Genomic DNA, 24500 nt, shown 5'->3' with positions numbered 1-24500 from the left:
CGAAGATGTAAGAAGGAAACGTGAGGAATGGAAACTGTTCCAGCAAAAAGCTTCATGTAATAGATTGATATTTATTGATGAAACCGGTGCCAAAACCAATATGACGAGATTATACGGCAGAGCCAGAGATGGCCAACGTTGCCATGATCATGCGTCAGACGGACGTTGGGAAAGGATAAGCATACTTTCAGCAATCCGGGTAACGGGAGAGACTTGCAGTGTTGTTTTTGATGGGGCACTGGATGGAAAAATGTACAATGCTTATATTGAAAAATTTCTTCTTCCAACGCTTAAAGCTAACGATGTTGTTATAATGGATAATTTGAATGTCCATAAATCAAAAACAGCCCAAAACTTGATAAGGGAAAAAGGCTGCAAGTATATTTTCCTTCCAGAATACAGCCCGGATTTAAATCCCATTGAAAAGATGTGGAGCAAAGTGAAACAATTACTTCGGGGTATGAAAGCAAAAACATGTGATGAACTGTACAAGTCCATTGGAAAAGCATTAAGTTGTATCACACAAAAAGACGCTGAAGGATGGTTTAAATCCTGTGGCTATGTAAAAAGTTAAAAGCAAAATGCTCTAAAAAATTCATTTTCATTTTACATGGTTGAGAAAGGAATTTCACTCTAAAAGTCATACCTTCGTTTTTTAAGGAGGATTGCCATGTATTTTGCGGAAAAGGGCGCGGAAAATACCCAGACATGCGTGGAACTGGCCTTGAAGGCGGCGGCGCAGAGAAAGATCGCGCATATTGTTGTCGCCAGCGGCAGCGGAGATACCGCAAAGCTGTTCAAAAATGCCCAGGGCGTGCAGGTTGTTTGCGTGACCAACGCCTATGGCTCCAGCGAGCCGGGAAAGGCCAGAATCCCGGCTGCGGCCCGCGAGGAATTGGAGAGCGCGGGCATCAGGGTTTTTACCGCAACCCATGTGCTGAGCGGCGCGGAGCGGGGCATCAGCAGAAAGCACGGCGGCGTGAGCCCGGTGGAGCTGATGGCCGACACGCTGCGGATGTTCGGCCAGGGCGTCAAGGTCTGCGTGGAGATTGCCGTCATGGCCCTGGACGCGGGCCTGATTCCCTATGGCGAGGAAGTGGTGGCCGTGGCGGGCAGCGGCCGCGGGGCGGATACCGCCGTCCTGCTCACTCCGGCGCATGCCAATGCCATTCTGGACACGAAGATCAACGAGATCGTCTGCAAGCCGCGCCATTTTTAGCGCGGGCCGCGGATCTTGCGCCGGGCCTGCCTGCGCCCGGCAATGGCTGCCGCCGCATTGTGCCGGGCGTTGTTCTGCAGCCGCCCCTGCTCACAGCGATCCTCCGGCGGCGTGGCTGTTGTGCGCCCCGGCGCGGTCGGAGCCGGGAAGCCGCGCGGCGCGGCGGCAGATGTCCCTGTGCGGCGGTTCGCCGAACAGGCGTTTATACTCGCGATTGAACTGGGTCACGCTTTCATAGCCCACTGCCGCGGCCGCGTGGGCCGCGTTTTCGTTTTCGGTCAGCATCAGACGCTGGGCTTCGTACAGGCGTAACTGCTTGTGGTACTGCAAGGGGCTGAAGCCCGTAATTTTTTTGAAATGGCGGTGCAGGCTTGAGATGGACATGTGCACCTGACGGGCCAGATCCTCCAGCCGCAAGGACGCGGCCGGATTCTGCCGCAGCAGGGCAATGGCCTGCACGATGCTGTGGTTTTGCGTTCCCTGCGTGTGCAGACGCCGCAGAATGCCCCCGTGCGGGCCGATCAGCAGCAGATAATGCAGTTCGCGCAGGATCAGGCCGCTGCGGATGGGAATCTGTTCCGGCGTGTCCAGGAGCTTCACAAGCCGCAAGATTCCTTCCAGAAAATCCGGCCCGGCATCGGCAACGGCCACGCCCGGGCCGTGCTCCTGGCTGTCGGGCGGCAAATCCTGCCCCATTTCCAGAAGCAGATCGGCAATCATCTGTCGGTTCAGATAAAAGAAGAGCGCCAGGAAGGGCTGTTGGGGCGTGGACCCGACCATATAGGACGTGCTGGGCAGATCCACGCCCGAGACAAGGCACTGACCCTCGGCGATGTCCAATGTGCGCGTGCCGATGATCGAACGCTTGCGGCCCTGCACCAGAATGGAGGCCAAAGGCTTTTCAAAGCAGCGTTCCGAGCTGTTGGCGGCTTCGCGGCGAACCAGGGTCAGGCCGTGAACAGCGGTCTGCAAAGCGGCCGGGCCGCGCAGACGGCGCAACAGAACCTGCTTGAGCTCGGCCATGACGACCGCCGCTTTTTCCCGCTCCTGTTCCGTCATGGCGATCCTCCCCGCGCGCCTTGCGTTTCTGTTTGCCGCCACAGGTTTCTTTATAGGAAGAAATTTTTTCTCTGTACAGCATCTGATATAATCAGGCAATTTTTTAAGGATTGTCGCACCTCAGTGTCCTCTGGCGAGACATTCCGCCCTGGCCGGATGTATCACCGGTCTGCAAGAGCCGGACTGTAAAAGTCGGGCAGGACCGCCCCCCTTTGCCTACTCTTCCTTGTGGGGCAGCGTAATGCCCGGAAAAATCTTGATCACCGCCGCATCCGCCTCGCGGCCCAGACCGCGCGCGCGGGCCGCCACGAACTGCTGCAGCGCGGCTGCGGCCAGGGGCGCGGGCAGGGCCTGCTCCCGCGTTGTTTCAGTGACGATGCCCAGATCCTTGACGAAGATGTCCACAGCGCTCAAGGGCGTATAATCTCCGCTGAGCACATGCTTCATGCGGGTTTCAAACATCCAGGAATTGGCCGCCGCGCTGGTGATGACCGTATAGATGTCCTCTGCGGCCAGGCCCATGCGCAAGCCCAAAGCCATGGCTTCGGCGGCCACGGCGATATGCGCGCCTGCCAGCAGTTGATTGACCACCTTCATGGCCGAGCCTTTGCCTGCTTCGTCTCCCAAACGGTGAACCACGGCGGCAACGGCCTTCAGGCCCGTCTCGGCCCTGGCAAAGGCCTCGGGCGAGCCTGAGGCCATGACGCTCAGTTTTCCGGCCCTGGACTGGGCAGGTCCGCCGGATACCGGCGCATCCAGATAGAGCAGGCCGAGCCCGGCCAGACGCTGCTCCAGATCCCGCGCAAAAGCGGGTTTGACCGTAACGCAGCCAACCACCAGGCTTCCGGCTTTCATGGCCCGCGCGGCCTTGCCCTGACCGAAAAGCACGTCTTCCACCTGAGCCTCGTTGACCACGGCCAGAAAGAGCACATCCGCGGCCGCGGCCGCTTCTGCCGGATCATGGGTAATCTGCCCGCCGTTCTCGGCAAAGACGCGCAGAGGCTTGGGGCCGCGGTTGCAACCCACGGTTTTCAACCCGGCACGCAGCAGGGATTGGGCCATGCCCAGGCCGATGGCCCCCAGCCCGATGACCGCGTAAGTCTGTTGCGGCATATACTGTTCTCCTTTGCGGCTGATGAAGCGGCCCAGGCGCGCTTGCTCGCCGCGTTCCCGAGATATAGCCCAAAGCGGGCGCGCCCGCCAGAGCGGGCTAGAGCGGTTTGCTGTTGAAAACAGCAACCGCTCTGGCGGCCGCGGGAGCGGACGCCCGCGCCGGCGGTAGCCGTTAGCAAGCTTTGCTTGCTTACGGATAGCGACAGCGGTTGCGTTGGCTGGTTGTCGCAGTAACCAGTTGCTGTCTTCATCCGTAGCTTCCTTCGTCGCAACGGCTGAAGCAATGAGCCTGAAAACAACGCTTTTCAGGCGAAATGATGGCAGCGCCGCTTTTGAAATTGAATAATTTCAAAAGCAAAATGCTCTTTGGAGAAAAGCGGCCCGGCGGCTTCCGCGAAGCGGCTTTGCGGATCGCCGAAAAGCCTGAAACCGTGGCCCGGCACATTGGCCTCGCGGCATTTGCCCGCCGAAAGATTGGCGTGTATGCTGGCCGCCGTCCGCCTGTCCCTCCTCGCGGATTTTGCGGCGCAAGGCGGCCGGCCGCGCACAACGTCATTCAGAAAGGAAGATTGATGCAGCAAGTGACCATTCATACCGACGGCTCCTGCCTGGGCAATCCCGGCCCCGGCGGCTGGGCCGCCGTGCTCTGCCTGCAGAGCGCGGCGCATCGCAAGGAACTTGCGGGCGGCTATGCCCTGACCACCAATAATCGCATGGAAATCACGGCCGTGCTGGAAGCTCTGGACGCGCTCAAGACGCCGTGCGCCGTGGAACTTTTCACGGATTCGCAATACGTCTGCAACAGTGTGGAAAAACGCTGGATCTGGGCCTGGCAGAAAAGGAACTGGCTCAAGGCCGACAAAAAGCCCGTAAAAAACGTGGATCTCTGGCAAAAGCTGTTGCCGCAACTGGCCCGGCACAGGGTGCGCTTCCACTGGTTGCGCGGTCATGCCGGTCATGCCGAGAACGAGCGCTGCGACGTTCTGGCCCGGAGCTGCGCCGCACGCCGGGATCTGCCGCCGGATCCCGGTTTCGACCCCCGCGATCTTTAGCGCCGCCATGCCTTACGCGGATGCAAGTTTTACCCTGGCCGGGCTCTGGCATTCCCTGGGCTGGCCTTTGCTGCGCCTGCTCATGGGCCTGGCCGCAGGTCTGCTGATCGCCAATCTGCTGGAGGCCCTGCGCTGGACGCGGCATCTGGCCCGGCTGGCCGCGCCCCTGGCCCGCGCGGCCCATCTGCGCGAGGTGGCCGGGGCTTCCTTTTCCCTGGCCTTTGTCTCCCCGGCGGCGGCCAACGGCTTGTTGTCCGAGAGTCACAACGCCGGGGAACTCTCGGGCCGCGAGCTTATGCTGGCCAATCTGTTCAACAGCCTGCCCGCGTATCTGGTGCACATGCCCACTATTTTTCTGCTCACCTGGCCGGTGCTGGGCGCGCCGGCCGTGTTTTATGTGGGCCTTACCCTGGCGGCAGCGGCCGGGCGCACGGCCTTTACCGTGCTGCTGGCCCGCAGCCTCCTGCCGCCCCCGCCGCCCGGCTGCCTGGTCTGCAAGGCCGGCAGCGACGAGCGCACCCGCTGGGGCGCGGCCCTGCGCGCGGCCTGGAAGCGTTTTCGCCGTCGTCTGCCCAGGCTGGTGTATTTTACCGCGCCCATCTATGTGCTGATGTACCTTTTGCAGCACTACGGCTTTTTCAGTCTGGCCGAGAACTGGCTGGCCGGGCACATGGGCTGGCTCGCCTTTCTCAAGCCGCAGGCCATGGGCATCATCGTCCTGCATCTGGCCGCGGAGCTGGGCGCGGCCCTTGGCGCGGCGGGCAGCGTGCTCCAGACCGGCGGCCTTTCGGCCCGCGACGTGGTGCTGGCGCTGATGGTGGGCAACATCCTTTCCACGCCCATGCGCGCGCTGCGCCATCAGTTGCCGGCCTATTCCGGCTTTTTCCGGCCCGGCCTGGCCCTGCGCCTGATCCTTGCCAATCAGGGCCTGCGGGCCGCCAGCATGGCGCTGGTGACGCTTTTGTATTATTATTGTTCATAAGAGGCGGGCAGAATGGGAAAAAGAAAAAGGAGACGGCAATGACGACAGTGGAAGAAAAAACCGCGCGCGTGCTGCGTCCTGATCACAAGGGCGCGCGGGTCACAGTGCTGCTGCAACCCGAAGAAACGCTCCTTTCCCTGCCCCGTCCCAAAACCGCGCGGCAGTTGCTGGAAGCTTTGCATCTGGCCGAGGAGAGCGCATTGGTGGCGCGAAACGGCGATCTGCTCACCCCGGATCGGCGCATCTGGCCCGACGACGATCTGCTGGTGCGCAAGGTGGCTTCTTCGGGCTAGCTCCCGGCAATCCGTACCGTCGCCCCGGGCCTTGCCGCTCCGCTTGCTCCCGGGCCAGGAACATGATACCCGCAAGCATGTTTGACATAAATTTTTCCCAGGCCCTGCAAACCCTGGCCGTTGCCGCTGTGCCCGCGCTGCTGGGTATCATCCTGCACGAAATGGCCCACGGCTGGGTGGCCGAGCGTTGCGGCGATCCCACGGCCCGCTTTATGGGCCGCCTGACCCTCAACCCCCTGCCGCACATTGATCCCGTGGGCCTGCTGGTTTTCGGCCTGACAAGCCTTTCCGGGGCTTTCGTCTTCGGCTGGGCCAGGCCTGTGCCCGTCAATCCCCGTTATTTCCGCAATCCCGCCAGGGACATGATGCTGGTGGCCCTGGCCGGGCCGTTGACCAACTTTCTGCTGGCCATCCTTTTCGGGGTGATGCTGCGCCTTGTGCTGGCCCTTTTTCCGCCCCAGGCCTGGCTGGGAAACACTGTCTACGTTTTTGCGCTGGCCTCCCTGCAAGCCGGAGTGGTGATCAATTTCGGCCTGGGCTGGCTGAATCTTTTGCCCATTCCGCCGCTGGACGGCAGCAAGGTTCTGTCCTATTTTCTGCCGGGCGACATGGCCTGGCGCTATCTGAGCATTGAGCGTTACGGCTTTGTTATTCTTTTGCTGTTGCTGTTCACCGGCCTGCTGGGCTATGTGCTCTGGCCGCTGGTGAGCGGCAGTTCCCGGATGCTTTTATCCCTTCTGGGCCTGCACTAGAGCAGATTACCTTTGACTTTTTATGAAAGTCAAAGGTGGCATTCAGGCGAAAAACGCGGTTTTCGCCTGAATGTACGCCGCGTTGCGGCGGCTGCCGCTTTCGCGTCAGCAGAGCATTTTCAAAGTGAAAATACTCTAAGGCGCGCATTTTTCGGGGCGCGCGCTGCCGCGTGCGGGCCCGGGGCGCAAGGGCGGCTTTTGGCTGCCGCAGCGGCCTTGCGGATCAACGCCGCCCGCACCGGCGGCCTCAAGAACATAAGGACGGCCTTTTGATGAGCACAGAACTGCGCACGGTTTCCGGCATGCGGCCCACCGGGCCCCTGCACCTCGGGCATTATTTCGGGGTGCTCAAAAACTGGGTTGCACTGCAGGAACGCGAGGAGGCCTATTTTTTTGTGGCCGACTGGCATGCCCTGACCAGCGATTACGCTGACCCCTCGCGCATCCGCCATAACATTGCCGAGATGGTCAAAGACTGGGTGGCCGCGGGTCTTGATCCGCAAAAATGCGTCATTTTCCGCCAGTCCGCAGTCAAGGAGCACGGCGAGCTTTCGCTCCTGCTTTCCATGATCACCCCGGTCTCCTGGCTGGAGCGCAACCCCACATACAAAGAACAGCAACAACAAATCACCAATAAGGATTTGGGCAACGCGGGCTTTCTCTGCTACCCGGTGCTGATGGCCGCGGACATTCTCATGTACCGGCCCCACGGCGTGCCCGTGGGCGAGGATCAGTTGCCGCATCTGGAGCTGACCCGCGAAATAGCGCGCCGGTTCAACAGTTTTTACGGGCCCTTCTTTCCCGAGCCCCAGGCCATGCTCACCCCGGCGGCCAAATGCCCGGGGCTGGACGGGCGCAAAATGTCCAAAAGCTACAATAACGGCATCTTTCTTTCGGACAGCTTCGCGGACATTGAGCCCAAAGTGCGCGGCATGTTCACGGACCCGGCGCGCCTGCGCAAATCCGATCCCGGCAATCCCGATGTCTGCAATCTCTTCCCCTACCATGTGCTGCTGACCGGCCCGGAGCAGCGGGCTGAAATCCGCCAGGGCTGCGCCTCGGCCCAACTGGGCTGCGTGGAGTGCAAAAAAATCTTCCTCAAAAATCTGGAAGCCTTTCTCGGCCCCCTGCAGGAACGCCGGGCAGCCCTGGACGCCAGGCCGGGCGCGGTGGAGGAAATTCTCAGCCAGGGCAATGAGCAGGCCCGCGCCTTTGCCGTCACCACGATGGCCCATGTGCGGCAAAAAATGGGGCTGTGATTCCTTGAAGTGGCTGGGCGTGGACTATGGCCTGGCCCGCACCGGGCTTGCCGTCTCCGATCCGGAAGAGCGGCTGGCGTTTCCCCTGGCGACCCTGCGGCTTGAGGATTACCCGGGCCGCAAGGCCTTTCTTGCCGCCCTGGCCGAGCGCATCCGGCGTGAGGGAGCCGGGGGGGTGGTCATGGGCCTGCCCCTGCCGGCTGACGGCAGGGAAAGCCTGACCACGCGCCAGGTGCGCAATGTCACTGAACGCCTCAAACGGCGGCTGGATCTGCCTGTTTTTTTCATGCCCGAATTCCTCAGCTCCGAAGAAGCCTGGGCGGATTTGCGCGACGCGGGCCTCACGGCCCGCAAGCGCCGCGCCGTGCTGGATCAACAGGCGGCCGTGCGCATTCTGGCCTCTTTTCTGGCCCTGCCCCCTGAACAGCGGAGACCGGCATGAAAACCATGCTGCGCATTCTGAGCCTTGCGCTGCTGCTGATTCTGGCCGCCTGCGGCTGGCTGTGGCACGAAGCCCGTGTTTTTTTGCATACCGCGCCCGAAACGCCGGGCCGTGAAATGCTTTTCGACGTGCCGCAGGGCGCGCGTTTTGCGCAGGTTGCCGCCGCCCTGGCCCAAAAGGGCCTGGTGACAGACGCGCGCAAGTTCAGCCTCCTGGCCCGTTACAAGAAATGGGACAATCGTCTGCAAGCCGGGCGTTTTGCCCTGAACAGCGGCTGGCTGCCCGAAAAGGTGCTGGACATGCTGGTCAACGGCAGGCCCGTGCTCTTCAGAATCACCGTGCCCGAGGGCCTGACCTGGTGGCAGACCGCACGTCTGCTGGAAGAGGCCGGTCTGGTCCGCTTTGCGGACTTCCGGGACGTGATCACGGACCCCGCTTTTCTGCGTCATTACGGCATCCCCTTTGCCACTGCCGAGGGCTTTCTGATGCCCGACACCTATCTGCTGAAAAAGGCCGACGCGCCGGATGACGCCCGCTTCAAGGCCCAGGCCCGGGCCGTGGCCGGGCGCATGGTGGACAATTTCTGGCGCAAGGCCGCCAAGGTCTGGCCGGGCAACAGCAAGCCCAAAACCCAGGACCTCAAACAATGGGTCATTCTGGCCTCCGTGGTGGAAAAGGAAACCGCCCTTGACGCGGAGCGGCCGCGCGTGGCCGGGGTCTACAAAAACCGGCTGGCGCGAAAAATGCCGCTGCAGGCCGATCCCACGGTGATCTACGGCCTGGGGCCGGGCTTTGACGGCAATTTGCGCCGCAAGGATCTCGACGATCCGGCCAATCTGTATAATACCTACCAGCGGCCGGGCCTGCCCCCGGGCCCCATCAGCTCCTTCGGCACAACGGCCCTGGCTGCCGCCGTCAATCCCGAGGCCCATGATTTTCTCTATTTTGTGGCGAAAACCGACGGCGGCGAGCATGCCTTTTCCACCAATCTGGCGGATCATAACCGGGCGGTGCGCCAATATCTGCGGAACAGGCGCTCCGGGCGCTAGAGCGGTTTTGCTAATGAAATTAGCTAAACGCTCTAAAAGCAAAATGCTCCAGGATCGAGCCACCGCGAGCGGAGGCGGCCCGGTCGTTGAGCCTGCGCCGCATGCGTGCTATCCTGCCTGAGGAGGCCCCATGAAGTATTTAATCGTGGAAGACTTTTCCGGCCGGCCCGTACCCTTTATTTTTCCGCGCCGGGTGGATCACGGCGACATGCGCGACCAGCTGCCCTACGGCCAGATCATCGCGGGCGGGGTTCTTGAACTGGGGCCCGCGGGCTTTGTCTGCAGCGGCGGCAGCAATGAGCTGGGCATCAAGGCCCGGCCTGCGGAGGATGCGGCGATCATTGCCGAGGCCCTGCGCTGCCGTTGAGCCGCCATCGGCCTTGCCCGGCATACCCGGAGCAACAGCAACACGGAGCAGCTTTTTGCATGACGGATGCAGTTTCGCGCCGCGTGCCCGGCCTGGTCATCGGGGGGTCCGGCAGCAATTCCGGCAAAACCGTCACGACCCTGGCCCTGCTCTGCGCGCTCAGGGCCCGCGGCCTCAACGTGCACGCGGCCAAAACCGGGCCGGATTTCATTGACGCGGCCTTTCACGCCGCGCTCACCGAAAGGCCGGCCGCCAATCTGGATGCCTGGATGTGCCGCGAGGCCCCGGCGCGCCCGGATGAGGACAGCCTCCCCCGCATGCCGCGCGGCCTGGCCCGGCTTTTGGCCCGCGCGCAGGGCCGCGGAACATTTGCGGCGCGTCCGGACATGCTGCTGCTGGAAGGAGCCATGGGCCTCTATGACGGGGGCGGCAGGGGCGCGGGCTGCACGGCGCAACTGGCGGCAATGCTCGGGCTGCCCGTGCTGCTGATTCTCAACGCGCACGGCCTGGGGCAGTCGGCCGCCGCCCTGGCCGAGGGTTTTCTGCGCCATTGCCCGGCCTGGGCCGGGTTCTGCGGGCGACCCGCGTTTGCGGGAATGCTCTGTACCCATGTGGGCGGCGAGCGGCATGTCGAAATTTTGCGCGAGGCTCTTGCCCCTTTGGAACAAGAGCTCAACGTGCCGCTGCTGGGGCTTTTGCCGCGCGCGGGCGCGCCCCGGCTGGATGCGCGTCATCTGGGTCTTGTGGAAGCCCGCGAGGCTGTGCCCGGCCTGGACAGGCAGGCTCTGGCCCGCTGGCTGGAGCGCCATTGCCGTCTTGACCAGCTGCTTACGCTGCTGGGCGCGCCCCTGAGCCGCCCGCGCGTGAAGCCCGCAGCGGCCTTGCCCGGGGCGGAATCAGAATCTTCGGCTTCCACGCCGCTTGCGGCAGCCGCGCAGACCCGTTTTTTCCCGGCCCGGCGCGGACTGCGGCCCGGGCGGGCGGCCCGGCCCCTGCTCGGCATGGCCTGGGATGCGGCTTTCAGCTTTTGTTATGCGGATCTGCCCGCCACCCTTCAGGAACTGGGCGTTGATCTCGCTTTTTTTTCGCCCCTCAAGGACAAAGCGCCGCCGCGGGGCTGCCGGGGCCTTTATTTCCCCGGCGGCTATCCGGAGCTGCACGCGCAGGATCTGGCCGCCAACGCCCCCATGCGCGAGGCCCTGCGCCGTCTGGCGGCCCAGGGCGTGCCGATCTACGGCGAATGCGGCGGCTACATTTATCTGATGCATTCCGTGAGCCATGCGGGCCAGACCTATCCCATGAGCGGGCTCTTGCCCCTGCATTGCGTAATGGGCCAAACGCGCGCGGCCCTGGGCTACCGCGCGGCCCTGGCGCTGCATGGCTGGCCCGGCCGTGACGGCCCGCTGTGGGCGCGCGGCCATGAATTTCATTACGGCCGGACGGCGGAGCAGGATCTGCCGCCCGGCTGCTGCCCGCTCTGGGAACTCTATGACAGCCGGGGGCTTCTCCTGGGGCGGGAGGGCTGCCGCCTGGGTTCCGTGGCCGGTTCCTGGCTGCACCTCTACCCGGAAGGCTCGCGCCGTTTCTGGAGAGCCTGGCTGGCCTCCCTGCGCTTCCCCGAAATTCAACCCCAAGGCCGCCATGTCTGAAATACGCCTGGACCCCGCAAGCACGCCGGATGCCATTGAGGCCCGTTCCTTTGCGATCATCGACGCTGAAATTCCCGAACCGCGCCCCTTTGCCGGGGAACTCTGGCAGGTGGCCCGGCGTTGCGTGCACACGCTGGGCGATACGGATATTCTTGCGGATTTGCGCTTAAGCCCGCAAGGCCTTGCGGCAGGTCTCGCGGCCTTGCAGGCGGGCTGCACGGTCTTTACGGATACGCGCATGGCCGCCGCGGGCCTGCCCCTGCGCCGTCTGACGCCCCTGGGCGTCAGCGTGACGCCGCTGATGGGGCTGCCCGGTCTGGACGAGGCCGCGCGCCACAAAGGGATCACGCGCGCGCGCGCGGCTGTGGAAGCCGTTGCCCACAGGCTTGCCGGGCAGATTATGGTCATTGGCAACGCGCCCACGGCCCTGCTCTGTCTGCTGGAGCTTCTGGAACAGGGCGCGCCCGCGCCCGCGCTGATCGTGGGTATGCCCGTGGGCTTTGTGAATGCGGCGCAATCCAAGGAACTGCTCTTGCGCAGCCCCTGGCCGCACTTCACCCTGTTGGGACGCAAGGGCGGATCGGCCGTGGCCGCGGCCTGCGTCAACGCGCTGGCGGATCTGGCTCTGGCGCGCCGCTGAGGGCGCGGGAACCTCCGGCCGCCGCCTTTTGCGATGCGTCTGCCTTTGGCGCCCTTTCCGGGTTCTGCGCTTCTTCTGCCTGCTCCGCTTCAGGATTTGCCTTTTCCTCCGCCGCTGCCTCGTCCCCCGCTGTGCCCTCCACATCCAGCACAGGCGGCAAGGCGGCCCTGGGCATAATCCGAGCCCCGGCCAGAGCCGCGCGCTGTTCCTCCTGGCGCGGCAGCGGCACGCAGCCCTTGTCCACCAGCACAATGCCCGTGCGCTCAAGCACTTCGCGGCGGTAGGCGTACTCCTGATCCAGACGGCGCTGGCGATAAATGAACCAGCGATGCCCCAGATAGCAAACCGCCAGCAGGGCAGCCGCGCTGCCGGCCAGCCAGGGGATATAGCGCGTCAGCGCGCCGCCCAGGCGCACCAGGGCGGAAAGGGCCCCGTCCACAAAAAAGAGCCCGGCCCCGAGCAGCAAAATGCCCACCAGCACCACCACTGTGGGCGCATTGCGGATAATGGCGTAAAAACGCCGCAGGCGTTCGGGCAGCTCGTCCGCGCCTGCGTCTGTGCTTTCCTCGCGCTGATCCCGATTGAGAGCATGGGAAATCCAGCTTCCGATCAAATGCACAATAAGCAAAAGGCCCACGGGCGCGAGCACTGCGGCCGCAGCCCAGCCCAACCAGGGAAAGCGGGCCATGGGCGGCCCGCCGGGCGTCAGGGGCGCGGCGCGCATCAGGCCGTAAAAAAATGCCACGCCACCCACGATGAGCTCCACAAAAAACACTGCGATCAACAGATACAGCAGCACGTCCTTGTACTGCCCGGCATACCAGGGCAACGGCCTGTCGCGGCGCTCACGCCTTTGCTCCTGATCAGCCGCCTGCGCGGCCTCCGGCGAAGTGTCGGATCGCGCCGCCTGCGCCTGGCCGGTTTTGCCCTCCGCCTGCGCGGAACGCTTGCGGCTTTCCGAAGAAGCCGGACGGGAACGCTTGCCGAAAATATTCATGCCCTACCTCAATGGAATCTGAGCATACGTGCCTGCTTCCGATCCCGCAAGCCCCGCATTTCCGCCGCGCTGCGGCGGCAGGGCGCGTTGAGATCCGGGACGCGCCCCTGCCGCCCCATCCGCCCTTGCTCACAAGCCGCATCTGGCTTACCTTGGGCCTGCATTCAGCGCGGGAGGCGACTATGCATGTTCTGGTGACCGGCGCGGCCGGTTTTATCGGCTTTCATCTGGTCCGGCGGCTTCTTTCCGACGGGCACAGCGTGGTGGGCATTGACAACTGCAATGACTACTATGATGTCCGATTAAAAAAGGATCGTCTGGCCCAACTGGAAGCCCTGCCCGAGGCGCGCTCCCGCTTTCGTTTCGAGTTGCTGGATCTGGCCGACAGAGCGGGCATGGAAGCCTTGTTCGCGCGGGAGAAATTCAGTCATGTGGTCAACCTGGCCGCGCAGGCGGGCGTGCGTTACAGCCTGCAAAACCCGGCTTCCTACATCAGCTCCAATCTGACGGGCTTCGGCCATCTGCTTGAGGGCTGCCGCCACGGCGGCGTGGAGCATCTGCTCTTTGCCTCCTCCTCTTCCGTCTACGGCCTGAACGCGGCCCAGCCGTATTCCGAACGGCACAACGTCGATCATCCGGTAAGCCTCTACGCCGCCTCCAAAAAAAGCAACGAGCTCATGGCCCATGCCTACAGCCACTTATACCGCCTGCCCTGCACCGGGCTGCGCTTTTTCACTGTCTACGGCCCGTGGGGACGGCCTGACATGGCCCTGCATTTGTTCACCACGGCCATTTTGCGGGGCGAGCCCGTCAAGGTTTTCAATCAGGGCCGTATGCGCCGGGATTTCACCTATATCGACGATATTGTGGAAGGCATGATACGGCTTTTGCCCCTGGCTGCCGCGCCGAATCCTGCCTTTGATCCGGCCGCGCCGGATCCGTCCTCCAGTTCCGCGCCCTGGCGCATCTATAATATTGGCAACCATCAGACCGTGGAGCTCAACGAATTTATCGCCGTGCTGGAAGAAGCCCTGGGCAAAAAGGCCCGCAAGGAACTTCTGCCCATGCAGCCCGGCGACGTCGAAGCCACCTGGGCCGACATCAACGCCCTGACCCTGGCCACCGGCTTTGCGCCGATGACGCCCCTGCGCGAAGGCATTGCCCGCTTTGCGGCCTGGTACAAAGAGTATTACAACGCATGAGTGACTCCACCCGACACAGTGCCTCCGGCGCGCCCCAAAGCGCGGGCGTGACCACTGCCACGCCACAACGGCCAGAAATCCTTGCTCCGGCTGGTGACGCGCCCTCTTTTCTGGCGGCCCTTGCCGCGGGCGCCGATGCCGTCTACCTGGGCCTGAAGCATTTTTCGGCCCGGATGCAGGCCGGGAATTTCGGCCTCACCGAGCTTTCGCGGCTCACGGATCTGGCCCATGCCGAAAATGCCCGCGTATATGTGGCCATGAACACCCTGATCAAACCCGGCGAAACAGCCGCCGCCTACCGCCTGGCCGCGCGTCTGGCCCGGCAGGTGCGGCCGGACGGCCTGATCATCCAGGATCCGGGCATGCTTGATCTGGCCCGGCAGGCCGGTTTTGAAGGCGGGCTCTTTCTCTCCACCCTGGCGAATCTGACGCATCCGGAAGCGTTGCGCCAGGCGCTTGCCCTGGGAGCCGGCCGGGTGATTCTGCCGCGCGAGCTTTCCATTGACGAAATCCGGCGCATGGGCGAGGCCTGCCCCCAGGGCCTGGATCTGGAATGTTTTGTCCACGGCGCCTTGTGCTATTGCGTTTCCGGTCGTTGCTACTGGTCAAGTTACATGGGCGGCAAAAGCGGCTTGCGCGGCCGTTGCGTGCAGCCCTGCCGCCGGGTGTATCGCCAGGGCGGCGCGGCCGCGCTGGCCCTGGCGCGCCACGCGGAAAAAGAGGAACGCGACGGCCGCGGGGAGCTTTTGGCCGCGGCGGAGCGCAGCCGCGGGGATCGCGGCAAAGGCGGCGATCGCTTTGCCCGGACAGGCGAGCCGCGCCGCGCGCCCCGGCCCCCGAGCCGCGGCAGGGAGCACAGCGGACGGTATTTTTCCTGCCTGGATCTTTCCCTGGATGTGCTGGCCAAAACTCTTTTGGACATCCCCCATCTGGTCTCCTGGAAAATCGAGGGCCGCAAGAAAGGGCCGCATTATGTGTACCATGCGGTCACGGCCTATCGCATGTTGCGGGATAATCCCGGCGATTCCAAAGCCCGCAGGACTGCGGAGGAAATTTTGCAAATGGCTCTGGGCCGCCCGCCGAGCCGGGCGCGCTTTCTGCCGCAGAAAAACACGCTGCCCCTTGCGCCCGACGGCCAGACCAGTTCGGGCCTGCTGGCCGGCAAAGTGCGATCCGAGCCCGACGGACGCATCCTGCTCAAGCCCCACTTTGAGCTTTTGCCCCAGGATCTTCTGCGCGTGGGCGTGGAGGATGAGCGCTGGCACGCCACGCTGCCCGTGACCCGGCGCATCCCCAAAGCCGGAAGCCTGACGCTGCGCTTGCCCCGGCACAAGACCCCCAGGACGGGCACGCCGGTTTTTCTGATCGACAGGCGCGAGCCGGAACTGATGCTCCTGCTGAAAGACTGGCAGGCCCGGCTGGACGCCCTGCCTGCGCGGCAGAGCCGGGCTGTGGAGAGCGCTCCTCGTCTGCCCGTGGCCGTCAGGGCGCGGCCAGGGCCTGATATTTTTCTGCGCTCAAGCCTGCCCCAGGGGCGCGAGACGCGCGGCGGCCGCAATCAAATCATGGGGCTTTGGCTCTCCCCGCGCAGCGCCGGGATTTCGCGCACCGTGACGCCGCGCATCTCCTGGTGGCTGCCGCCGGTCATCTGGCCGGACGAAGAAGAAAATTTCCAGCGCCTGATCACCCGCCTCTGGCGCGACGGCGCGCGGCATTTTGTCTGCAACGCGCCCTGGCAGCGCGGCTTTTTTCCGGCCGACGCCGGGGCCGCGGATCTGCTGGCCGGGCCCTTCTGCAATGCCGCCAATGCAGCGGCCCTGGGCATTCTCGCGCGCATGGGCTTTGTGGGGGCTTTTGCCGCCCCGGAACTCAGCCGCGAGGATCTGCTGGCCTTGCCGGGGCAAAGCCCCCTGCCGCTGGGTCTGGTGCTCGACGGCTTCTGGCCTGTGGGCATCAGCCGCTTCGGCCTGCTGGGCATCAAAGCCGACGAGCCCTTTCTGAGCCCCAAGGGCGAGGCCTTCTGGGCCCGGCAATACGGCGGCAATATCTGGATCTATCCCGGCTGGCCTCTGGATCTCTCGGCTAAACGGCAGGAGCTGACGACCGCGGGCTACGGCTTTTTTGCCCACATGCGGGAAAATCCCCCGGCCGCGCTGCCCGAACTGCGGCGGCAAGGCCTGTTCAACTGGGAAGGCGCGCTGTTGTAGCGTTGCGGCTTTTGCCGTTGCGCGCAGCGACAGCAAGCGTGTTGTGGCCTTGCGGCCCTGCGCCCGCCGGATGTGAAACAGGACGTTGCGCGTAACATCTTGTGATCAGGCACATCAGCGAAATCAACGCCGCACGCGCGCGTTTTCCGCGCGGTCTTGCGCAGCCCGTCGGAGCTTTGCGCTTCGGGCTGGATGCCCTGTTGCTGGCCGCCTTTGCGGCCGGGCAGTGCCAGAGCCGCGTCAAAAATGGCGGCAACGCTCCCGCGCCCGGGCTGTGCGGGGCGGAGCTGGGCTGCGGCTGCGGCGCGGCTCTGCTGGGCCTGGCCCTGCGCTGCCCGGAGCTGACCGGCTTGGGCCTGGAGCGCGAAGCGGAACTGCTGCGCGCGGCCCGGCAGAATGTCGCGGCGCTGGGCTGTCAGGAGCGTTTGCGTTTCGCGCGCGTGGATATTGCGGATCGTGCGGCGCTGCGCCAGAGCGTGGCGGTCGAGGGCTTCAGGGCTGGCGCTCTGGATCTGGTTCTGGCCAATCCGCCCTATGGCCTGCCGGGCCGGGGCAGGGCTTCGCCCTCATCCCTGCGGGAGCGCGCCCTGCGCGGCCCTGCGGCCCTGACGGATTTTTGCCGTGCCGCAGCCGAGCTCTTGCGCCATCACGGCCGTTTTTTCTGTATTTTCGACGCGCGGCAACTGCCGCGGCTCTGTGCGGAACTCGACCGGGCGCGTCTGGGCCTGCGCCGGATTCTGCCCGTGCGGGCGCGCAGTTCGGCCCCGGCCTTGCGTATTCTGGTTGAGGCCCGCAAAAACGCCGCCCCTGATCTGCGTCTGGAAAGCCCGCTCACCCTGCATGGGGCAAAAGCGCGCCGCGCCACAAAGACCGGGGCGCAGGCGGCAATCTGGTCCGCGCAGGCCCTGCGTTTCTGCCCCTGGCTGGCTGCCGGCGTCACAACAGACTCGTGAGGACAGAGATGAATTTCATTGCGGATCTGCACATCCACTCGCGTTTTTCCAGAGCCACCAGCAAGCTGCTCAATCCCCGGCATCTGGCGGCCTGGGCCGCCTGCAAGGGCATTGACGTGCTGGGGACCGGCGATTTCACCCATCCGCAATGGCGGGCCGAGCTGCGCGAGCAACTGGTTTTTGACGAAACCAGCGGCCTGTACCGCCTGAACGTGGAGCCCGAGCGGCTGGATTTTCTCGACGGCGGCCAAATCCGGGCGCATGAGGGCGGCACGTCGCCGCTGTTTTGCCTGCAGGCTGAAATCAGTTCCATTTACAAGCGCGGCGGCAAGGTGCGCAAGGTGCACAATCTGCTCTTTGCGCCCACGCTGGAGGATGCGGATCGCATTTCCGGGCGACTGGCGCAGATCGGCAATCTGCACTCCGACGGCCGGCCCATTCTGGGCCTGGACTCCCGCGATCTGCTGGAAATCGTGCTGGAAGCCGCGCCCGGGGCGGTATTGGTGCCCGCCCATGTCTGGACGCCGTGGTTTGCCCTCTTTGGCTCCAAGTCGGGCTTTGACCGTCTGGAAGACTGCTTCGCGGATCTTTCGGAACATATTTTCGCTCTGGAAACCGGCCTTTCCTCGGATCCGGCCATGAACCGCCTGATCAGCCGTCTGGACGGCTACGCCCTGATTTCCAATTCCGATGCCCACTCCGGCCCCAATCTGGGCCGCGAAGCCAATCTCTTTGCCGGGCAGCCCTCCTACGCGGGCATGTTCGCGGCCCTGCGCGCCGCGGCCCGGCGGCAGGCGCGGGAGCAGGCGGCCTGCCGCTTTCTGGGCACGCTGGAGTTTTACCCCGAAGAAGGCAAATACCATCTGGACGGGCACCGGGCCTGCAATGTGGCGCTGGAGCCGCGCGAGGCTCTGGCGCTCGGCAATATCTGCCCCGTCTGCGGCAAGGCCCTGACCGTGGGCGTGCTGCACCGCGTGCTGGAGCTGGCCGACCGCGAGGAACCGCCCGCGCTGCCCCATGAGCCCGAGGCCCGGCCCCTGATCCCCCTGCCGGAAGTGCTGGGCGAGATTCTCGGCGCGGGCGCGGGCTCGCGCAAGGTTCAGGAACGCTACAGCCGCCTTTTGCGCGATCTGGGGCCAGAGCTGGATATCCTCTGCCGCCTGCCGGAAGCGGATCTGCGCGCGCGCTGGGAGCCTTTGGGCGAAGCCGTGGCCCGTATGCGCCGCGGCCAGGTCATGCGTCAGGCCGGTTTTGACGGCCAGTACGGCACGGTCCGCGTCTTCAGGCCCGAGGAATTGCCGGACGTGCGCGGCGGCCGGGCCTTGCCGGGCCTGGGCCGAAGCGGCGGGGCACCGGCGCAACCCCAAAGCGGCCCGCGCGCCCATACGAGAAAAAACACCTTGCCCCTGCCGGGTCTGGGCAAGGCGTCAGGGCAGCCCGGCTCCGTTGCGGAACAAAGCCCGCCCGCCGCTTTTTCCGCCGAGCAGGAGGCGGCCTTGCGCTCCGGGCCCGGGCCCGCGCTGGTTCTGGCCGGGCCGGGAGCGGGCAAGACCCGCGTTTTGATTGGCCGGATGCAATGGCTGCTGGCAGAAGGGGAGGAGCCGCAAAACCTTCTGGCCGTGACCTTTACCCGCCGCGCCGCCGGGGAGCTGCGCGAGCGGCTGGGCGCGGCCCTGCCGGAGCTGCGGGATCATCTGCCGCGCTGCGACACGCTGCACGGGCTTGCCTGGGGCGAACTGCGCGCGGCCGATCCGCACTGTCTTCTGCTGGGCGAGGACGCGGCCATGCGCCTCTTTCAGGCGGCCAACGCCGGGCTTTCGGCCCGTCAGGCGCGGGCGCTGTGGGATGATCTGGCCCTGGCCCGCGAAACCGGCCGACCGCTCACCGGAGCCCCGGCCGAGGCCGCGGCCCGTTATGCTGAACGCAAGCGGGCAAACGCGGCCATGCGCTATGTGGACTATGCCGATCTTCTGGAATGGTGGCAGGAGCGCGCTTGCGCGGGCCGCTGGCGGCATGTGCTGGTGGATGAGGTGCAGGATCTCTCGCCCGTGCAGCTTGCGCTGATCCGGGCTTTGCTGCCCTCTGACGGGCGGGGATTTTTTGGCATCGGCGATCCGGATCAGGCCATTTACGGCTTTCGCGGCGCTGCGGGGCAGAGCGAGGCAAGTTTGCGGGCCTGCTGGCCCACGCTCACGGTGCACAGGCTGGGGCAGAGTTTCCGGGCCAGTCAGGGCGTGCTGGATATGGCCGGGAAGCTGTTGCAGGGGCGCGGGCAATGCGGGTTGCTGCGCGCCGCGCGCCCCTTGCGGGCGCAACTGCAATTGTTTGCCGCGCCGGACGAGCGGGCCGAAGCCCGTTGGCTGGCCGGGCGCGTGCAGCGCCTGTTGGGAGCCACGGCCCACACACTCTTGGATCAGGCGCAAAAGCGCGAAGGCGGCACAGAGCTGGACAACAGTCTGTCGCCGGGCGAAGTGGCCGTGCTGGTACGGCTCAAGGCCCAAATCCCGCCCTTGCGCGCGGCTCTGGAGCAGGCAGGGATTCCCTGTTCCGTGCCTTCCCAGGCAGAATTTTGGGAAGATCCGGCCTGCGCGCGCCTGCTGACCCTGGCCGCGGCCGCGTGCGGCTGTGCGGATCTTTCCTTTCTGCCGCAACAAGTGCCGCCGGCTGCGGCTGCCGGGGCGGCCCTGCCTTTTCCCGCGGGGCAGTTGCCCAAACCGCAGGCCCTGCTTCCCTGGCTGCGCGAACAGGCCTGGGCCGGAGAGCTTTTTTGCCAGGGCCGCCCCTGGCGGGCCTTGTGCCGTCTTTGGCAGGAGTGCGGCGACTGGCAGACGCTGCTGCAACGTCTGGCCTGGCTGCAAGAGGCCGAACTGGTGCGCGCCAGAGCGGAACAGGTGCAGATTCTGACCCTGCACGCCTCCAAGGGCCTGGAGTTCAGGGCCGTCTTTTTGCCGGGTCTGGAGAGCGGCCTGCTGCCCTTGCGGCGGGAAGTGCTCTTTGAAGCGCGCGACGGATCAGGCGCGGATGCCGCGCCGGAAAAAAATGCGCAAGCGGCCCTGGCCGAAGAGCGCCGCCTGCTCTATGTGGGCCTGACCCGCGCCGCCCAGGCGCTCTTCGTGAGCTACAGCCACAGCCGCACACTCTACGGCAGAAAGCTGCGCCTTGCGCCTTCGCCCTTTCTGACGCACATCCGGGAATGTTGCCGACAAAGCACGCTCATGCCCCACAAACGCAAGTCGGAAGAGCATCTTTCGCTGTTCTAGAGCATTTTCTCTTTGAAAATGCTCTGCTGACGCGAAAGCGGCAGCCGCCGCAACGCGGCGTACATTCAGGCGAAAACCGCGTTTTTCGCCTGAATGCCACCTTTGACTTTCATAAAAAGTCAAAGGTAATCTGCTCTAAAAGACCCGCCTGTCATAAGAATACAAACAGCCATGCCGCTCTTTCGGCATGAGGTTTTCCCGACCGGAACCGCAATCAGCGCATTGCTTTTCTACGGTGAGACCTATAAGTTCTTGTTTCGGAGAGTTGAACTGAGGCCAACAATTTTTAGATTAATTTTCTGTTTGAGTCAAGCAAAAAAATAGAAAAATATTCTATTTTTCAGTTTGATCAGAAAAGAAGCCTTTTGACTGGATATTCCTTTTTGCGCAAGCAGGACACTATGACCACTCTCGGCTCACGCATCAAAATGGCTCGCGGCAAGGAGTCACAGGAAAAATTCGCCGCCAGGCTCAAGATCAGCAAGGGCGCTCTGGGCTTTTATGAGCGGGGCGAAAATCTGCCCAAATCCGACGTTATTCTTAAAATCTGCGCCCTCACAGGCGCTTCGCCTGACTGGCTGCTGACCGGCGCGGAATCCGCCTCCCGAGAAGCGGAGCACAAGCTCGCCCCGCGCCTGCCCCCTGCGAATCAGGCGGAACAGACCGCGGCTGCCGCTCCGCAAGAGAGCCGGGATTGTTTCTGCCCGCAGTGCGCGGATCTGAAAAAACGCCTGACGGCCCTTGAGGAGGAACGGCGGGATCTTTACGCTGAAAACAGAGGCTTGTGGAAAAAGGTGTGCTTGCTGCTGGAAGAGAGTGTCGGTCCGCGAGAGCGGCAGCCGTAGCCTCCAGGGGCGGGCGACTGCTGCCGCAGGGCTCGTTGCACGCGCCAAGAGTAACGGCCCTGACGGGCATTGACAGCAACGATGCGGCCTCAGGGCATTTCAAAACAGTTTCCCTTTGAAATTGCTCTTCTGACGCAAAAGCGGCATCCGCTGCCAGGCCGTGTGGATTCAGGAAAAACACCGCTTTTTTCCTGAATAATTTTGGAGAGTAGTAACAATATGCGGCTGACGCTCTGGGGCAATGGCCGCCGTGCTTTGGCCTGGAGAGAGGAAAGGCCTTGGGAAGAGCCGGGATTGAGCTTGGGGGATTGTATCCCGAGCAGGACTTTTTCTACAGGGCGCGGCCGGGCGCGTCTGCGGCGTCCCTTGATCTGCCGCCCTTGCGGGATATGTCGGATTGCACTACACCACAGGCAGGCGCAGAGCGCCCGCAACCGCAACAGGCAATCAAGGAAGGGCCAGATGCAGACAGCCCGCCGTTTCATACCGCAGCTCACTGACGAACAGATCCGCGAAAAGCAACTGCAAGGCCTGCGCTATACGCTGCGCCAGGCCCGCAATTCGTCGCAATACCGCGCCCGCCTGGACAGTTGCGGCGCGCAGCCCGATGACATCCGCAGCCTGGATGACTTGCGCCTTTTGCCCACCTCGGACGTGGAAGATCTGCGCCAGGGCTATCCTTTGCCCCTGCTCTGCGTGCCGCCCAGGGAGGTGGTGCGCATCCACGCCTCCAGCGGAACAACGGGCAAGCGCAAGATTCTGGCGTACAGCCGCCGCGATATCGAGACCTTCAGCCTGCAGATGGCCCGTTGTTATGAGTTGGCGGGTCTGACGCCCGAGGACCGTATGCAGGTGGCCGTGGGCTACGGCCTGTGGACCGCCGGGGCCGGCTTTCAGCTCGGCAGCGAGCGCTTCGGCATGCTGACCATCCCGGTGGGGCCCGGCAACCTGGAAATGCATTTGCAACTCTTGCGGGATATGGGGGCCACCTGTTTCGGGGCCACGGCTTCCATGGCCCTTTTGCTGGCCGAGGAAGTGGAGCGCGCCGGGCTGCGCGATGAAATCAGGCTGCGCAAAATGATCTGCGGCGCCGAGACGCGCAGCGAGAAAATGCGTCTGGCCATTGAGAGCAAGCTGGGCCTGGAAGGCAGTTACGACATCGCGGGCATGACCGAAATGTACGGCCCGGGCACGGCCATTGACTGCGACGCGCATACGGGCCTGCATTATTGGGCGGATCTTTTCATCATCGAAGTGCTGGACCCGGCCACCCTGAAGCCTGTCCCGGTGGGCGAAACAGGCGAAATGGTGGTCACCAGCCTGTGCAAAGAGGCCGTGCCCCTGCTGCGCTACCGCACCCATGATCTGACCCGCCTGCTGCCCGGCCCGTGCGCCTGCGGCCTGAACATGCCCCGCCATGATCGCATCCTGGGCCGTTCGGACGACATGATCATCTACCGGGGCGTGAACATCTATCCCGGGCAGATCATGGAAGTGATCAATGCCTTCCCCGAGCTGGGAGGCGAATATCAGATAGCCTTGAGCCGGGACGAGCGCAGTCTGGATCATCTGACCCTGACGGTGGAGCGCGCCCAGAACCGGACATCCGGCGGGGATGCGGCCCTGGCCGAAGCTCTTGCGCGGCGGCTGCACAAGGCCATTTTGGCCCGCATGGAGGTGAAGGTGGCGGATTACGCCAGCCTGCCGCGCACCTTCAGCAAATCCAAGCGGGTCATCGACACGCGCTGACCCGCCGCCGGGCCCGCCGGCGGTTGCGCAGCGGGTCTCGGCCTGCCGCCGCCCGTATGCCCGCGCGCGGCGCGCGCCGGAGAGCGTTTTGCCAACGCAGCAAAACGCTCTCCTGTTGCAGGGTCAGCCCTGCGGTTTATTGCTTCCTGGGTTCTTTGGTCAGATCATCCGCGCTTTCCCTGGCGTGACGCACATATACCTTGCGCACGCCGGCCACTTCGCCCAGGCCTTTGAGCTCGCTTTCCACCTGAAAACCGGCTGCCTTGAGCCTGGAAGCCCAGGAGTCTTCGTCGTGGCCGCTCAGATCGTTGCGCGCATGGTCGCCGGCCACCAGCATGAGCGGTTGCAGCCATACTTTTTTGACCTTGTGCGCCTTGAGCTCGGCAAGCAGATCCTCAAAGCCGCGCGCGCCTTCCACCGTGGCCATGAAGACCAGGGGGTCATTTTCCCTGAACAGAGCGCGCGTGCCTTCAAAGACCAGATCCGCCCGGCCGTGAGCCTGGCCGTGGCCCATGAGCACCAGTGCTTCATGCTGGCGGCGCTTGCCGCCCATGTTCTCCAGCACGGCCCGGGCCACTTCCAGCGCGTCCTGGCGCGATTCAAGAAGGGGGCGGCCCAGGCAGACAGCCTCAAAGCGACCGGGATGCTTTTGCAGATCAATGAGCACGGCCCGCTCCAGGGCCGTAAATTCCTCGCCGGGCATCACATGCAGGGGCTGCACGCGCGCCACCTTCACGCCGTCCGCGGCAAGCCTGGCCAGGCCATCACTGATGCCGCCCACAGGGCGGCCTTCGCCGGCCAGTTTGCGGCGGATGATCTGCGAAGTGTAGGCCCAGACCACGGGGCATCCCGGAAAGGCCTGGCGGAAGGAGCGATCCACGGCTTTGAACGCGGGCAGGGCCTCGGGCACGCTGGTGCCGAAGGCCACCAGCAACAGTCCTTCTTTGGGGGCTTTTTCCGCGGCCTGGGCGACAAAGGCCAGACCGGCCAGCATAACTACGGAAAGCAGAAAAGCGCGCAGGCAAACCTGCCTCATGGCAACCTCCTCAATAACGCGTTGAACAGGGTTTATGAAGGCGCGGCAAAACCGCGATGGCGGGTCTTCGGACTTGAGGGATATGGGGGCCTGCGCCCCGCGCCTCGGCTTCGCCTTCACCGCATCATATATGCGACTGGCTGTCATGATCCGGCGGGATCAAAGAAGCTTTGTACCCTCTTACCGCAGCGCGACTGTTTCCGACTTGCACGGAATTCCCCGCGTTCCGCGTGTACGGAACACCCGCGCGCCGCAAAAGTCAAGTCCGCCGCCGAAGCGGCTCTTCCCATCGCTTAAGATAACATTACAAAATTATTGCACTTAATAGTTTAGATATATCTGCCTTAGGCTGTCGGCAATTAGATCTTGTGCTTT

Annotated in this window: 24 protein-coding genes and 1 riboswitch; of the genes, 19 read left to right on the top strand and 5 right to left on the bottom strand. The window is 63.9% G+C overall.

Annotated features, from left to right (window positions below; translation table 11 throughout):
• The first annotated feature begins 34 nt into the window (after window positions 1-34).
• Complete coding sequence (locus tag G7Y52_RS03800) at window positions 35-574, top strand: IS630 family transposase (RefSeq protein ID WP_277424283.1); 540 nt, start codon at window positions 35-37, stop codon at window positions 572-574.
• Between the two features lie 96 nt (window positions 575-670).
• Entirely contained in the window at window positions 671-1219 is a 549-nt protein-coding gene (locus G7Y52_RS03795; RefSeq protein WP_165066310.1) for a pyruvate kinase alpha/beta domain-containing protein, read from the top strand.
• A 90-nt stretch (window positions 1220-1309) separates the two neighbouring features.
• Here the strand turns inward: G7Y52_RS03795 and G7Y52_RS03790 are convergent, their stop codons facing one another.
• Together G7Y52_RS03790 and ltnD are read right to left on the bottom strand one after the other, a co-directional pair.
• Window positions 1310-2278, bottom strand: coding sequence for an AraC family transcriptional regulator (locus G7Y52_RS03790; RefSeq protein ID WP_165066307.1), 969 nt, complete (start codon window positions 2276-2278; stop codon window positions 1310-1312).
• Window positions 2279-2494: 216 nt separating this feature from the next.
• Entirely contained in the window at window positions 2495-3391 is an 897-nt protein-coding gene (gene ltnD, locus G7Y52_RS03785; RefSeq protein ID WP_165066304.1) for an L-threonate dehydrogenase, read from the bottom strand.
• 572 nt (window positions 3392-3963) lie between these two features.
• On the opposite strand from ltnD, the gene rnhA reads away from it, so the two are divergent.
• The 4 genes from rnhA to G7Y52_RS03765 all read left to right on the top strand — a co-directional run bounded on the left by rnhA (window position 3964) and on the right by G7Y52_RS03765 (window position 6470).
• A complete protein-coding gene (gene rnhA, locus G7Y52_RS03780) occupies window positions 3964-4443 on the top strand; it encodes a ribonuclease HI (RefSeq protein ID WP_165066301.1) in 480 nt (159 codons plus the stop codon).
• 7 nt (window positions 4444-4450) lie between these two features.
• Entirely contained in the window at window positions 4451-5425 is a 975-nt protein-coding gene (locus G7Y52_RS03775; protein ID WP_165066298.1) for a hypothetical protein, read from the top strand.
• A 38-nt stretch (window positions 5426-5463) separates the two neighbouring features.
• On the top strand, window positions 5464-5718 hold the full coding sequence (locus tag G7Y52_RS03770; RefSeq protein ID WP_165066295.1) for a hypothetical protein: 255 nt from the start codon (window positions 5464-5466) through the stop codon (window positions 5716-5718).
• Between the two features lie 77 nt (window positions 5719-5795).
• Window positions 5796-6470 (top strand): site-2 protease family protein, encoded by a 675-nt coding sequence (locus G7Y52_RS03765; RefSeq protein ID WP_165066292.1) that lies wholly within the window; start codon window positions 5796-5798, stop codon window positions 6468-6470.
• Here the strand turns inward: G7Y52_RS03765 and G7Y52_RS03760 are convergent.
• The gene (locus tag G7Y52_RS03760) at window positions 6388-6618 is read right to left on the bottom strand and encodes a hypothetical protein (protein ID WP_165066289.1); all 231 of its coding nucleotides are present in this window, start codon (window positions 6616-6618) and stop codon (window positions 6388-6390) included. The genes G7Y52_RS03765 and G7Y52_RS03760 overlap by 83 nt on opposite strands.
• Before the next feature lie 124 nt (window positions 6619-6742).
• On the opposite strand from G7Y52_RS03760, the gene trpS reads away from it, so the two are divergent.
• The 6 genes from trpS to G7Y52_RS03730 all read left to right on the top strand — a co-directional run bounded on the left by trpS (window position 6743) and on the right by G7Y52_RS03730 (window position 11876).
• Window positions 6743-7729: a tryptophan--tRNA ligase gene (trpS, locus tag G7Y52_RS03755; protein ID WP_165066286.1), complete on the top strand. Its 987-nt coding sequence runs from the start codon at window positions 6743-6745 to the stop codon at window positions 7727-7729.
• Window positions 7730-7733: 4 nt separating this feature from the next.
• Entirely contained in the window at window positions 7734-8171 is a 438-nt protein-coding gene (gene ruvX / locus G7Y52_RS03750) for a Holliday junction resolvase RuvX (protein WP_165066319.1), read from the top strand.
• Complete coding sequence (gene mltG / locus G7Y52_RS03745) at window positions 8168-9220, top strand: endolytic transglycosylase MltG (RefSeq protein WP_165066283.1); 1053 nt, start codon at window positions 8168-8170, stop codon at window positions 9218-9220. Before ruvX ends, mltG begins: the two co-directional genes overlap by 4 nt.
• A 130-nt stretch (window positions 9221-9350) precedes the next feature.
• Window positions 9351-9587, top strand: coding sequence for a hypothetical protein (locus tag G7Y52_RS03740; protein ID WP_165066280.1), 237 nt, complete (start codon window positions 9351-9353; stop codon window positions 9585-9587).
• Between the two features lie 59 nt (window positions 9588-9646).
• Window positions 9647-11236, top strand: coding sequence for a cobyrinate a,c-diamide synthase (locus tag G7Y52_RS03735; RefSeq protein ID WP_165066276.1), 1590 nt, complete (start codon window positions 9647-9649; stop codon window positions 11234-11236).
• Complete coding sequence (locus G7Y52_RS03730) at window positions 11229-11876, top strand: precorrin-8X methylmutase (RefSeq protein ID WP_165066273.1); 648 nt, start codon at window positions 11229-11231, stop codon at window positions 11874-11876. Before G7Y52_RS03735 ends, G7Y52_RS03730 begins: the two co-directional genes overlap by 8 nt.
• Here the strand turns inward: G7Y52_RS03730 and G7Y52_RS03725 are convergent.
• Window positions 11839-12873, bottom strand: coding sequence for a hypothetical protein (locus tag G7Y52_RS03725; RefSeq protein ID WP_241159580.1), 1035 nt, complete (start codon window positions 12871-12873; stop codon window positions 11839-11841). The two genes, G7Y52_RS03730 and G7Y52_RS03725, sit on opposite strands and share 38 nt — an antisense overlap.
• 182 nt (window positions 12874-13055) lie before the next feature.
• Here G7Y52_RS03725 and G7Y52_RS03720 point away from each other — a divergent pair, with 182 nt between their 5' ends.
• From G7Y52_RS03720 to G7Y52_RS03690, 7 genes are all read left to right on the top strand, one after another.
• Complete coding sequence (locus G7Y52_RS03720; RefSeq protein ID WP_165066270.1) at window positions 13056-14075, top strand: NAD-dependent epimerase; 1020 nt, start codon at window positions 13056-13058, stop codon at window positions 14073-14075.
• On the top strand, window positions 14072-16282 hold the full coding sequence (locus G7Y52_RS03715) for a peptidase U32 family protein (RefSeq protein ID WP_165066265.1): 2211 nt from the start codon (window positions 14072-14074) through the stop codon (window positions 16280-16282). Before G7Y52_RS03720 ends, G7Y52_RS03715 begins: the two co-directional genes overlap by 4 nt.
• 101 nt (window positions 16283-16383) lie before the next feature.
• Complete coding sequence (locus tag G7Y52_RS03710; protein ID WP_241159579.1) at window positions 16384-17235, top strand: N-6 DNA methylase; 852 nt, start codon at window positions 16384-16386, stop codon at window positions 17233-17235.
• A gap of 8 nt (window positions 17236-17243) precedes the next feature.
• Window positions 17244-20495 carry a UvrD-helicase domain-containing protein gene (locus tag G7Y52_RS03705; protein ID WP_165066262.1) on the top strand — a complete coding sequence of 1084 codons (3252 nt, stop codon included), beginning with the start codon at window positions 17244-17246 and terminating at the stop codon, window positions 20493-20495.
• Window positions 20429-20686, top strand: coding sequence for a hypothetical protein (locus tag G7Y52_RS03700; RefSeq protein ID WP_165066258.1), 258 nt, complete (start codon window positions 20429-20431; stop codon window positions 20684-20686). The genes G7Y52_RS03705 and G7Y52_RS03700 overlap by 67 nt, the downstream gene beginning before the upstream one ends.
• 210 nt (window positions 20687-20896) lie before the next feature.
• Window positions 20897-21340 carry a helix-turn-helix transcriptional regulator gene (locus tag G7Y52_RS03695; protein WP_165066255.1) on the top strand — a complete coding sequence of 148 codons (444 nt, stop codon included), beginning with the start codon at window positions 20897-20899 and terminating at the stop codon, window positions 21338-21340.
• 462 nt (window positions 21341-21802) lie between these two features.
• Window positions 21803-23089 (top strand): phenylacetate--CoA ligase, encoded by a 1287-nt coding sequence (locus tag G7Y52_RS03690; protein ID WP_165066252.1) that lies wholly within the window; start codon window positions 21803-21805, stop codon window positions 23087-23089.
• A 136-nt stretch (window positions 23090-23225) separates the two neighbouring features.
• On the opposite strand, the gene G7Y52_RS03685 is transcribed toward G7Y52_RS03690, so the two are convergent.
• Window positions 23226-24125, bottom strand: coding sequence for a sirohydrochlorin cobaltochelatase (locus tag G7Y52_RS03685; RefSeq protein WP_165066249.1), 900 nt, complete (start codon window positions 24123-24125; stop codon window positions 23226-23228).
• Between the two features lie 40 nt (window positions 24126-24165).
• Window positions 24166-24387, bottom strand: a riboswitch (cobalamin riboswitch).
• Window positions 24388-24500: the final 113 nt, after the last annotated feature.

This window comes from Desulfovibrio sp. ZJ200 (assembly GCF_011039095.1).
Lineage (GTDB): Bacteria > Desulfobacterota > Desulfovibrionia > Desulfovibrionales > Desulfovibrionaceae > Desulfovibrio.
The sequence above is the reverse complement of the archived record's forward strand: the minus strand, read 5'-3'. Positions and strand labels throughout refer to the sequence as shown.

Coding starts and splice junctions, on each gene's coding strand:
- G7Y52_RS03715 (WP_165066265.1), top strand. CDS start 14,072: ATGAGTGACTCCACCCGACACAGTGCCTCCGGCGCGCCCCAAAGCGCG.
- G7Y52_RS03795 (WP_165066310.1), top strand. CDS start 671: ATGTATTTTGCGGAAAAGGGCGCGGAAAATACCCAGACATGCGTGGAA.
- G7Y52_RS03765 (WP_165066292.1), top strand. CDS start 5,796: ATGTTTGACATAAATTTTTCCCAGGCCCTGCAAACCCTGGCCGTTGCC.
- G7Y52_RS03760 (WP_165066289.1), bottom strand. CDS start 6,618: ATGCGCGCCTTAGAGTATTTTCACTTTGAAAATGCTCTGCTGACGCGA.
- G7Y52_RS03770 (WP_165066295.1), top strand. CDS start 5,464: ATGACGACAGTGGAAGAAAAAACCGCGCGCGTGCTGCGTCCTGATCAC.
- G7Y52_RS03700 (WP_165066258.1), top strand. CDS start 20,429: ATGTTGCCGACAAAGCACGCTCATGCCCCACAAACGCAAGTCGGAAGA.
- ltnD (WP_165066304.1), bottom strand. CDS start 3,391: ATGCCGCAACAGACTTACGCGGTCATCGGGCTGGGGGCCATCGGCCTG.
- G7Y52_RS03690 (WP_165066252.1), top strand. CDS start 21,803: ATGCAGACAGCCCGCCGTTTCATACCGCAGCTCACTGACGAACAGATC.
- rnhA (WP_165066301.1), top strand. CDS start 3,964: ATGCAGCAAGTGACCATTCATACCGACGGCTCCTGCCTGGGCAATCCC.
- G7Y52_RS03705 (WP_165066262.1), top strand. CDS start 17,244: ATGAATTTCATTGCGGATCTGCACATCCACTCGCGTTTTTCCAGAGCC.
- G7Y52_RS03685 (WP_165066249.1), bottom strand. CDS start 24,125: ATGAGGCAGGTTTGCCTGCGCGCTTTTCTGCTTTCCGTAGTTATGCTG.
- G7Y52_RS03720 (WP_165066270.1), top strand. CDS start 13,056: ATGCATGTTCTGGTGACCGGCGCGGCCGGTTTTATCGGCTTTCATCTG.
- trpS (WP_165066286.1), top strand. CDS start 6,743: ATGAGCACAGAACTGCGCACGGTTTCCGGCATGCGGCCCACCGGGCCC.
- G7Y52_RS03695 (WP_165066255.1), top strand. CDS start 20,897: ATGACCACTCTCGGCTCACGCATCAAAATGGCTCGCGGCAAGGAGTCA.
- G7Y52_RS03730 (WP_165066273.1), top strand. CDS start 11,229: ATGTCTGAAATACGCCTGGACCCCGCAAGCACGCCGGATGCCATTGAG.
- G7Y52_RS03790 (WP_165066307.1), bottom strand. CDS start 2,278: ATGACGGAACAGGAGCGGGAAAAAGCGGCGGTCGTCATGGCCGAGCTC.
- mltG (WP_165066283.1), top strand. CDS start 8,168: ATGAAAACCATGCTGCGCATTCTGAGCCTTGCGCTGCTGCTGATTCTG.
- G7Y52_RS03740 (WP_165066280.1), top strand. CDS start 9,351: ATGAAGTATTTAATCGTGGAAGACTTTTCCGGCCGGCCCGTACCCTTT.
- G7Y52_RS03735 (WP_165066276.1), top strand. CDS start 9,647: ATGACGGATGCAGTTTCGCGCCGCGTGCCCGGCCTGGTCATCGGGGGG.
- G7Y52_RS03725 (WP_241159580.1), bottom strand. CDS start 12,873: ATGAATATTTTCGGCAAGCGTTCCCGTCCGGCTTCTTCGGAAAGCCGC.
- G7Y52_RS03775 (WP_165066298.1), top strand. CDS start 4,451: ATGCCTTACGCGGATGCAAGTTTTACCCTGGCCGGGCTCTGGCATTCC.